The organism is Streptomyces toxytricini (assembly GCF_014649915.1).
GTDB classification, from domain to species: domain Bacteria; phylum Actinomycetota; class Actinomycetes; order Streptomycetales; family Streptomycetaceae; genus Streptomyces; species Streptomyces toxytricini.
The window spans coordinates 142,235-151,034 of sequence record NZ_BMTY01000022.1 but is presented as its reverse complement, the minus strand read 5'-3'; the positions used below and the strand labels follow the sequence as shown (position 1 = coordinate 151,034).

At 70.7% G+C, this 8,800-nt stretch carries 9 protein-coding genes; all 9 read left to right on the top strand.

The window, feature by feature from the left end:
- Positions 1 to 152: 152 nt before the first annotated feature.
- The 9 genes from clsA to IE170_RS25900 all read left to right on the top strand — a co-directional run bounded on the left by clsA (position 153) and on the right by IE170_RS25900 (position 8,786).
- A complete protein-coding gene (clsA, locus tag IE170_RS25940; protein WP_189811842.1) occupies positions 153 to 743 on the top strand; it encodes a cardiolipin synthase ClsA in 591 nt (196 codons plus the stop codon).
- A 99-nt stretch (positions 744 to 842) separates the two neighbouring features.
- On the top strand, positions 843 to 3,338 hold the full coding sequence (locus tag IE170_RS25935; RefSeq protein ID WP_189811841.1) for a mannose-1-phosphate guanyltransferase: 2,496 nt from the start codon (positions 843 to 845) through the stop codon (positions 3,336 to 3,338).
- A 120-nt stretch (positions 3,339 to 3,458) separates the two neighbouring features.
- Positions 3,459 to 4,370: a DUF881 domain-containing protein gene (locus tag IE170_RS25930; RefSeq protein WP_189811840.1), complete on the top strand. Its 912-nt coding sequence runs from the start codon at positions 3,459 to 3,461 to the stop codon at positions 4,368 to 4,370.
- Positions 4,367 to 4,699, top strand: a complete 333-nt coding sequence (locus IE170_RS25925) for a small basic family protein (RefSeq protein ID WP_114056669.1) — start codon at positions 4,367 to 4,369, stop codon at positions 4,697 to 4,699. Before IE170_RS25930 ends, IE170_RS25925 begins: the two co-directional genes overlap by 4 nt.
- 5 nt (positions 4,700 to 4,704) lie before the next feature.
- On the top strand, positions 4,705 to 5,592 hold the full coding sequence (locus IE170_RS25920) for a DUF881 domain-containing protein (RefSeq protein WP_189811839.1): 888 nt from the start codon (positions 4,705 to 4,707) through the stop codon (positions 5,590 to 5,592).
- Positions 5,593 to 5,673: 81 nt separating this feature from the next.
- Positions 5,674 to 6,618, top strand: coding sequence for an FHA domain-containing protein (locus tag IE170_RS32900; RefSeq protein ID WP_223856611.1), 945 nt, complete (start codon positions 5,674 to 5,676; stop codon positions 6,616 to 6,618).
- A 74-nt stretch (positions 6,619 to 6,692) separates the two neighbouring features.
- On the top strand, positions 6,693 to 7,445 hold the full coding sequence (ftsR, locus tag IE170_RS25910) for a transcriptional regulator FtsR (protein WP_189811838.1): 753 nt from the start codon (positions 6,693 to 6,695) through the stop codon (positions 7,443 to 7,445).
- A gap of 51 nt (positions 7,446 to 7,496) precedes the next feature.
- Positions 7,497 to 7,970, top strand: a complete 474-nt coding sequence (locus IE170_RS25905) for a bifunctional nuclease family protein (protein WP_114056665.1) — start codon at positions 7,497 to 7,499, stop codon at positions 7,968 to 7,970.
- A 177-nt stretch (positions 7,971 to 8,147) separates the two neighbouring features.
- Positions 8,148 to 8,786: a MerR family transcriptional regulator gene (locus tag IE170_RS25900; protein ID WP_189811837.1), complete on the top strand. Its 639-nt coding sequence runs from the start codon at positions 8,148 to 8,150 to the stop codon at positions 8,784 to 8,786.
- Positions 8,787 to 8,800: the final 14 nt, after the last annotated feature.

Sequence of the window (8,800 nt, the reverse complement as noted above, 5' to 3'; positions counted from 1 at the left end):
GTGGGAGAGTAGGACGCCGCCGAACAATCATTGTGGGTTAGCCCCGCACCAGCTCTGGTGCGGGGCTTTCCTGCGTTCAGCGGGCAGTGCCGATTCCTGTAGGGTCGGGTGGCATCGTTCGTACGTTCAACGGCAACAGTGGAGGCCCCCGGGTGGAGGTCCAGGAGACTCGGGTTCAGACGGACCGAATTTTCACCATTCCGAACATCCTGAGCATGGCTCGGCTCGCCGGCGTGCCGCTGTTCCTCTGGCTGATCCTGGCAGAGTACGACCTCTGGGCGCTGGTCGTGCTCATGCTGAGCGGCATCACGGACTACCTCGACGGGAAGCTCGCGCGCCGGTGGAATCAGATCAGCAGCCTCGGCCGGCTCCTGGATCCGGCCGCGGACCGCCTGTACATCCTCTCCACGCTCTTCGGACTGACCTATCGGGACATCCTGCCGCTGTGGCTCACCGCAGCCCTGCTGGCCCGCGACCTCGTGCTGCTCGTGATGGTCGGCGTCCTGCGCCGGCACGGCTATCCGCCGCCCCAGGTCAACTTCCTCGGCAAGGCCGCGACGTTCAACCTCATGTACGCCTTCCCGCTCCTCCTCCTCAGTGACGGCACGGGCTGGTTGGCCTGGATGGGGGCAGTTTTCGGATGGGCGTTCGCCGGATGGGGTACAACCCTCTATTGGTGGGCAGGAATCCTTTACGTGGTGCAGGTCCGCCGGATCGTCAAGGCGGACACCACGGCCGATTGAATCCCCCCGCGCAGGCCGCGACGCGGACGGTCGCGACGCAGCCGTACGGGAGGGACGAGACCGGTTGGAACGTCGTCTCCCGAGGAGGACCCTTCCGACATGAAGGCCGTCGTGATGGCCGGCGGCGAAGGCACACGCCTTCGCCCGATGACCTCGAGCATGCCGAAGCCGCTCCTGCCGGTGGCCAACCGGCCGATCATGGAGCATGTGCTCAGGCTGCTCAAGCGGCATGGGCTGAACGAAACCGTGGTCACCGTCCAGTTCCTGGCGTCGCTCGTCAAGAACTACTTCGGTGACGGCGAAGAGCTCGGAATGGAGCTCACCTATGCCAATGAGGAGAAGCCACTCGGCACCGCCGGCAGCGTGAAGAACGCCGAGGAGGCGCTGAAGGACGACGCATTCCTCGTCATTTCCGGGGACGCCCTCACCGACTTCGACCTCACCGACCTCATCCGCTTCCACAAGGAGAAAGGCGCACTCGTCACGGTGTGCCTGACCCGGGTGCCCAACCCCCTCGAATTCGGCATCACCATCGTCGACGAGGAGGGAAAGGTCGAGCGCTTCCTGGAGAAGCCGACCTGGGGGCAGGTGTTCTCCGACACCGTCAACACCGGCATCTACGTCATGGAGCCGGAGGTCTTCGACTACGTCGAAGCCGACGTCCCCGTCGACTGGTCCGGCGACGTCTTCCCGCAGCTGATGAAGGAAGGCCGGCCCATCTACGGCTACGTGGCCGAGGGCTACTGGGAGGACGTCGGCACCCACGAGAGCTACGTCAAGGCCCAGGCCGACGTCCTCGAAGGCAAGGTCCAGATCGACATGGACGGCTTCGAGATCTCGCCCGGCGTGTGGATCGCCGAAGGAGCCGAAGTCAGCCCCGACGCCGTCCTGCGCGGCCCGCTCTACATCGGCGACTACGCCAAGGTCGAAGCCGGGGCCGAGATCCGCGAGCACACGGTCGTCGGATCCAACGTCGTCGTCAAGAGCGGCGCCTTCCTGCACAAGACCGTCGTCCACGACAACGTCTACATCGGCCCCCACAGCAACCTGCGCGGCTGCGTCGTCGGCAAGAACACCGACATCATGCGGGCCGCCCGGATCGAAGACGGCGCCGTCATCGGCGACGAATGCCTCGTCGGCGAGGAATCCATCGTCCAGGGCAACGTCCGCGTCTACCCCTTCAAGACGATCGAGGCCGGCGCCTTCGTCAACACCTCCGTCATCTGGGAGTCGCGCGGGCAGGCCCACCTCTTCGGGGCCCGTGGCGTCAGCGGCATCCTCAACGTCGAGATCACCCCCGAACTCGTCGTCCGACTCGCCGGCGCGTACGCGACGACCCTCAAGAAGGGCGCGATCGTCACCACCGCCCGTGACCACTCGCGCGGCGCCCGCGCGCTCAAACGGGCAGTGATCTCCGCACTCCAGGCCAGCGCCATCGACGTCCGCGACCTGGAGAACGTGCCGCTGCCGGTCGCACGGCAGCAGACCGCCCGCGGCAGCGCCGGCGGGATCATGCTGCGGACCTCGCCCGGTGTCCCCGACTCCGTCGACATCATGTTCCTCGACGAGCGCGGAGCGGACCTCTCCCAGGCCCAGCAGCGCAAACTCGACCGGGTCTTCGCCCGCCAGGAATACCGGCGCGCCTTCCCCGGCGAGATCGGCGACCTCCAGTTCCCGTCCAGCATCTTCGACTCCTACACCGGATCCCTGCTGCGGCGCGTCGACACCACCGGCATCGCCGACTCCGGACTCAAGGTCGTCATCGACGCGTCCAACGGCAGCGCCGGCCTCGTCCTGCCCAGCCTGCTGGGCCGGCTCGAAGTGGACGCCCTCACCATCAACCCCGGCCTCGACGAATCCCGGCCGACGGAAACCCCCGAATCCCGCAGGGCCGGACTCGTCCGGCTCGGCGAGATCGTCGCCTCCGCGCGGGCCGCCTTCGGTGTCCGGTTCGACCCCGTCGGCGAGCGGATCTCCCTCGTCGACGAACGCGGCCGGATCATCGAGGACGACCGGGCCCTGCTCGTCCTCCTCGACCTCGTCGCCGCCGAGAAGCGCAGCGGCAAGGTGGCGCTGCCCGTCACCACCACGCGCATCGCCGAACAGGTCGCCGCCTACCACGGCACCCAGGTGGAATGGACGACGACCTCGCCCGACGACCTGACGCGCGTCGGCCGGGCCGAGAACACGATCTTCGGCGGGGACGGCCGGGGCGGGTACATCGTCCCCGAGTTCAGCAGCGTCTTCGACGGATCGGCCGCGTTCGTGCAGCTCATCGGGTTGGTCGCGCGGACGCAGCTCACCCTGAGCCAGATCGACGCGCGGATACCGCGAGCCCACGTCCTCAAGCGCGACGTGCCCACCCCCTGGGCCGTCAAGGGGCTCGTCATGAGGCGCGTCGTCGAGGCGGCCGGAGACCGCCAGGTGGACACCACGGACGGCGTGCGGGTCGTCGAGGCCGACGGCCGGTGGGCGCTCGTCCTGCCCGACCCGGCCGAAGCCGTCACACACCTGTGGGCGGAAGGGCCCGACGACGCCTCCGCCCAGGCCCTGCTCGACGAATGGGCGGACGTGGTCGACGGCGCCGGACGCTGACCGGACCACCCGGCCCGGACCACCGGCCCGGCCCGCCGCAGCGGCAACGCCGCCGCGGCGGGCCGGGCCGCACGTCCACCCGTCGGGCGCATTCGGTACCGGCGCCGCCGACGTGCGACGATGAGCGGCATGTCGCAGCCGCCACCCCACCGCGGACCGGCGCCGGTACCGCCCGCGCGCCCGGACGCGTCCATGTCGCTGCTGACGCACGTGATGGACCACAGCCTCGACGAGGGCTACGCGGAGGCGGCGGCCCGCCGCCGGGCGGACGGCACCGCCGGCCTGCCCCGCACCGTCAAGGCCAAGCTCGTACTGGCCGCCGGACTCGTGCTCACGGCCGCGGTCGTCACGCTCGGCGCGGCCCGCACCCAGATGTCCGCGCCCGTCCTCGCCAAGGAGCGCCAGGAGCTCATCGACCGCGTCCACCGCGCGGACGACCGGGCCGACGGCCTCGAACGCGACATCGAGCGGCTGCGGGGCGCCGTCGCCGGACGGCAGCGCGAGGCGCTCAAGCAGCACGGCGGCGACCAGGGGCAGCGGACGGCCCTGCTCTCCGGCGCCACCGAAGTCCGCGGACCCGGGCTCAAGCTCACCGTCGACGACGCCAAGGGATCCTCCTCCGCGGCCGGGGGCAAGCCGCGCGAGAACAGCGGGTTCTCCGACACCGGCCGGCTGCGGGACCGCGACATGCAGCGGATCGTAAACGGGCTCTGGCAGGCCGGAGCCGAAGCCGTCTCCATCAACGGGCAGCGGCTGACCGCCCTGTCGGCGATCCGCGCGGCCGGCGACGCGATACTGGTCGACAACCGGCCACTGGTCCCGCCGTACGAGGTGCTCGCGGTGGGCGACAAGAAGCGGCTCCCGGCCGCGTTCCAGGACTCCGTGGACGGCCAGTACCTGCGCGTGCTCCAGGAGAGCTACGGCATCCGGTACACGATGTCCCCCGCGGACGAGGTACGGCTGCCCGCCGCGTCCAGCCTGACCGTACGGACAGCCACAGCAGCAGAAGAGCCGAAGAAGGGTGCATCGTGATCGCGGTACTGGGCCTGCTGGCCGGAGTGGTGGTCGGACTGCTGGTCCGGCCCGAAGTGCCGGCCGTCGTCGAGCCGTATCTGCCGATCGCCGTCGTCGCGGCGCTCGACGCGGTGTTCGGCGGCCTCCGCGCGATGCTGGACGGGATCTTCGACGACAAGGTCTTCGTGGTGTCGTTCCTGTCGAACGTGGTCGTCGCCGCGCTCATCGTCTTCCTCGGCGACAAGCTGGGCGTCGGCTCGCAGCTGTCCACCGGCGTGGTCGTCGTCCTCGGCATCCGCATCTTCTCCAACGCCGCGGCCATCCGCCGCCACGTCTTCCGGGCGTGAGGCCGATGAGCACGAACGACACCCCGCCCGAGGAGCCGAAGGCCCCCCTCCCGCCGAAGCAGGACGAGCCGGCCCCGCAGCCCCGCGACACGGCCCCCGCACCACCGGAGACGCCCGGGCAGCCGGAAACCCCTGCGCAGCCGGCCGGCGCCGGGCGGTCAGGCGGCCCCGACGGGGCGGGCCGACAGCGGCTCGCGGCCGGGCTGTGGCCGCCGCGGTTCAGCCGGGCCCAACTGATCGTGGCCCTGCTGCTGTTCGTCCTCGGCCTCGGACTGGCCATCCAGGTGCGCTCCAACAGCGACTCCGGTGCGCTGCGCGGCGCCCGGCAGGAGGACCTCGTCCGGATCCTCGACGAGCTCGACGGGCGGACGCAGCGCCTGGAGGACGAGAAGCAGCAGCTGGAAGACCAGCGGCGCGAGCTCGAGAACAGCTCCAACCAGGCCGAGGAGGCGCGTCGGCAGACGGTGGAGAAGGAGCGCCAACTGGGCATCCTGGCCGGTACGGTGGCGGCGCAGGGCCCCGGCATCACCCTGCGGATCACCGACCCGAAGGGCCAGGTCCAGTCCGACCAGCTGCTGGACACCCTCCAGGAGCTGCGGGCGGCCGGCGCCGAGGCGATCCAGATCAACGGGGTGAGGGTCGTCGCGGGCTCGTACTTCTCGGACGAGGGCGGGGGGATCGCCATCGACGGTAAGAAGATCGCACAACCCTACGAGTTCAAGGTCATCGGCAAGCCCCAGGACCTCGAACCGGCGCTCAACATCCCGGGCGGGGTCGTGCAGACGCTGGAAAAGGAACAAGCCACCGTGGCCGTCACACGGTCGGCGAAGATCGTTGTGGATGCCTTGCGGGCTGCGAAGCAGCCTGACTACGCTCGGTCGTCATCGTCGTGACGCAGGACGGGGGGCCGACGGCTCACGCGGGCTTCCGCCTGCGGGGGGTCGGCGCACCGAACTCGTGGTGCGTGGTGGAAACTGTCTGGTGGTTGCGGACGTTGTGAGGATGTCCGGGTCGGCAGGTGTGTGCATTCGGAGTTCGTCCTGCCCCACGGGCGGGTCTGTTTCGTTCAAGGGGAATCGCCCGTGAAGTTGTTTGAGAAGTTGTTCGGAAAGAAGAAGCGCGAGGAAGACGGTGCGGCGCAGCACCGCGCGGGCCGGGGGGAGGCGCAGGCGCCGGCGGACCGGCCGCTCTTCCGTGACGAGGTCGCGGGCGCGGGCGAGGTTCCGGGCGCGCCCGGCGCGTCGTCTGTTGACCCTGCCGGTACCGCCCGCATAGGTTTCGGTGACGCATCAACCTCGAGTACGGGTGGAGGGTTTGCTCCCGACCCGTATGCCACCAACGCCTCCGCGGGGCAGCCGCGGCACGAGGAGCCGTCCATGTCGGCCGAGCAGGTCTGCAGCAGGTGCGGGCACCGCAGCGATGCGGCCAGCCGGTTCTGCTCCAACTGCGGGGCGCCGCTGCGGGCGGGTCTGACGCCGGAGCGCGCCTCGGAGACCACGTCCACGATCTCCATCTCGGGCCTCGAGGCCTACGAGGCCGAGGTGTCGGGACAACAGCACGTGTCGTCGTCGCTGTCCCCCGAGGCCCAGGCCGCGGTGGAAGCGCTGCCGCCGGGTTCCGCGCTGCTCATCGTGCGGCGGGGCCCCAACTCCGGGAGCCGCTTCCTGCTGGACGGTGAGCTGACCACGGCGGGCCGGCACCCGCAGAGCGACATCTTCCTGGACGACGTCACGGTCTCCCGGCGGCATGTCGAGTTCCGCAGGAGCCAGGACGGCGGTTTCACCGTCGCCGACGTCGGCAGCCTCAACGGCACGTACGTCAACCGCGAGCCCATCGACTCGGTGCCGCTGCACAACGGCGACGAGGTCCAGATCGGCAAGTACCGGCTGGTCTTCTACGCGAGCCTGCGGGGCGCCTGACACCCCCTGGCGCCGTCCGGGGCCGGCACCCGCCGCCCCCGGACGGCGCTCCGGGGATCCCCAGGGAAGGTTCCATGCTGCGCACTCCGACGGGCGGTGCCGCGAACGGCTCCGCAGGCCAGGCCGACCGGCTCGTGAGCATCGGCTCGGTGATCACGATGCTGCGGGACGAGTTCCCCGAAGTCACCATCTCGAAGATCCGCTTCCTGGAGGCGGAGGGGCTCGTCGAGCCCCGGCGCACCCCCTCCGGATACCGCAAGTTCAGCACGGCCGACGTGGAGCGGCTGGCCCGCGTCCTGCGGCTCCAGCGCGACCACTACCTGCCGCTGAAGGTCATCCGCGAACAGCTGGACGCGATCGACCGCGGCGACCAGATCCGCATCCCCGCACCCACGGCCCACGGGGAGTCTGCGGACGCGGCGCCGCCGCAGGCCGCCGCCGGCGCAGAGCCGGCGGCCCCCGCCCGCGTGGGGCGTGCCGAGCTGATGGCCGCCGTCGAGGCGGACGAGGAGCAGCTGGCCGCCTGGGAGGCGTACGGGCTGCTCGCCGAGGACCCCGGCGGGGGCTTCGACCAGGATGCGCTCACGGTGGCCCGCCTGCTCGCCGACCTGGGGCGGTTCGGGCTGGAGCCGAGGCACCTGCGGGCGCTGAAGGCCGCCGCGGACCGGGAGGCGGGCCTGGTGGAGCAGGTGGTGGCACCGCTGCGCCGCCACCGCAACCCGCAGACCCGGGCGCACGCGGAGGCCACCGTGAAGGAGCTGGCGGGGCTGTCCGTACGGCTCCACGAGGCCCTGGTGCAGAGCGCCCTCGGGGTGCGGCTGCACTGACCGGACGGGCCCGACTACCCAAACCTGCCGGGCAGGTCCTAGGGTTGCTGTGTGAACGAGCTCGACGTTGTGGGTGTCCGGGTGGAAATGCCCTCGAACCAACCGATCGTGCTCCTGCGTGAAGTGGGAGGCGACCGGTACCTCCCCATCTGGATCGGACCGGGGGAGGCGACCGCGATCGCCTTCGCGCAGCAGGGGATGGCTCCCGCCCGTCCGCTGACGCACGACCTGTTCAAGGACGTGCTGGAGGCGCTCGGTGAGGAGCTCACCGAGGTCCGGATCACGGATCTGCGGGAGGGCGTCTTCTACGCGGAGCTGGTCTTCGCCAGCGGGGTCGAGGTCAGTGCCCGCCCGTCCGACGCGATAGCGCTGGCCCTGCGGACCGGTACGCCGATCTTCGGCAGCGACGGCGTGCTGGACGACGCCGGAATCGCCATTCCGGACGAGCAGGAGGACGAGGTGGAGAAGTTCCGCGAGTTCCTCGACCAGATCTCTCCGGAGGACTTCGGCACGGGGCCGCACTGAAAGGGCGGTTCCCTGAATCGGGGAGCCGGCAGCCCATTCGGGCACTCATTCCCGGCCTTGGGGCACGGGAAACCACTCTCAGGGTGATTATCACTCGGCGTGCCGAGTGTGGCGATCGTTGACGCACCCCGGGCGACTGCCTACCTTCGAGGGGGCAGGCAAGGACGGAGGGTCGGCGTGAGGATCACGGGCGACGGTACGACCGGGGGCATCCCCGCACGGAGTGACGCTGGGCCGTACCCGCTCCACGGCAGTGCGGCGGGCTCCGCCCACCGTCAGCCGGAGACCACGCCGGGCACCGCGCCGGCGGCGCCCCCGGCGGCCGAGGTCGTCGGCTACCGCGGCCCGACCGCCTGCGCGGCGGCCGGGATCACCTACCGGCAGCTCGACTACTGGGCCCGCACCGGGCTGGTGGAGCCGACGGTGCGGCCCGCGTACGGATCCGGGACGCAGCGGCTCTACAGCTTCCGCGATGTCGTCGTCCTGAAGATCGTGAAGCGGTTCCTCGACACGGGCGTGGCACTGCAGAACATCCGCAACGCCGTGCAGCACCTGCGGGAGCGCGGCTTCTCCGACCTCGAGCGCGTGACGCTCATGAGCGACGGCGCCACCGTCTACGAGTGCACCTCGCCCGAGCAGGTCGTCAGCCTGCTCCAGGGCGGCCGGGGCGTCTTCGGCATCGCCGTGGGCGTCGTCTGGCACGACGTGGAGAAGGCGCTGTCCCAGCTGCACGGAGAGCGGGTCGACACCGGCGAGACCGTCGTCGGCCACAACCCCGCGGACGAGCTGGCCGCGCGCCGCAACCGGGCGGGCTGACCGCCGCACGCCGG